This is a genomic window from Vibrio sp. OPT20 (assembly GCF_963889365.1).
GTDB classification, from domain to species: Bacteria; Pseudomonadota; Gammaproteobacteria; order Enterobacterales; family Vibrionaceae; genus Vibrio; species Vibrio splendidus.
In genome coordinates, this window is sequence record NZ_CAWPOA010000031.1 from 1173420 (window position 1) to 1174373 (window position 954).

The window sequence follows — 954 nt, forward strand, 5'->3', positions numbered from 1 at the left end:
CACGTGACTGGGCTGCCAAAGGTGTGCGTTTAGCGGGTGTTGAAGTGATTGTGGCTGAAGGATTTGAAAGAATTCACAGAACCAACTTGGTTGGCATGGGCGTGCTGCCTTTGCAATTCAAAGCGGGGACCAATCGAAACACCTTAGAATTGGACGGTACCGAGCTTTACGACGTTTATGGTGACATCCAAGCAGGTTCTGATTTGGCTTTAGTGATCACTCGTAAAAACGGTGAAAAGCTTGATGTGCCAGTAACCTGCCGACTAGACACGGCAGACGAAGTGAACGTGTATAGCGCTGGTGGCGTGTTGCAACGTTTCGCCAAAGACTTTCTCGCCCAGTAGGAGCTTGTGATGAACACTAAACAGATAAAAGTACCTGCCACCTACATGCGGGGCGGAACAAGCAAAGGTGTCTTTTTTAATTTAGAAGAGTTACCTGAAGCTGCGCAAGTCGCCGGAGAAGCACGAGACGCATTACTTCTGCGCGTGATTGGTAGTCCAGATCCTTATGGCAAACAAACCGATGGCATGGGTGGCGCAACATCCAGCACCAGCAAAACCGTAATTGTTTCGAAAAGCAGTAAAGCCGATCACGATGTTGATTACCTATTCGGCCAAGTAGCAATAGACAAGCCGTTCGTTGATTGGAGCGGTAACTGCGGCAATCTGTCTGCTGCAGTGGGCCCATTTGCAATTCATAGTTGCTTAGTCGATTCGAATCGTATTCCAGAAAACGGTGTGGTGGAGGTGCGAGTATGGCAAGTGAACATAGAGAAAACCATTATTGTTCATGTGCCTATCGCTGGTGGTGAAGTCCAAGAACTGGGTGATTTTGAACTCGATGGTGTCACTTTCCCCGCCGCTGAGATCCAAGTTGATTTTCTAGACCCCGCCGATGCGAGTGGCTCTATGTTTCCAACAGGGAATGTTGTCGATTTTTTAGATGTTCCCG

At 48.4% G+C, this 954-nt stretch carries 1 protein-coding gene and 1 pseudogene; both read left to right on the forward strand.

The genetic code is table 11. The features are described 5' to 3' along the window. Window positions 1-344: pseudogene (locus tag AACR09_RS06315) on the forward strand (Fe/S-dependent 2-methylisocitrate dehydratase AcnD); the annotation flags it as partial. A 9-nt stretch (window positions 345-353) separates the two neighbouring features. Then, window positions 354-954, forward strand: a 601-nt coding sequence (locus AACR09_RS06320; RefSeq protein WP_322621726.1) for a PrpF domain-containing protein, incomplete at its 3' end; no start/stop codon positions are given.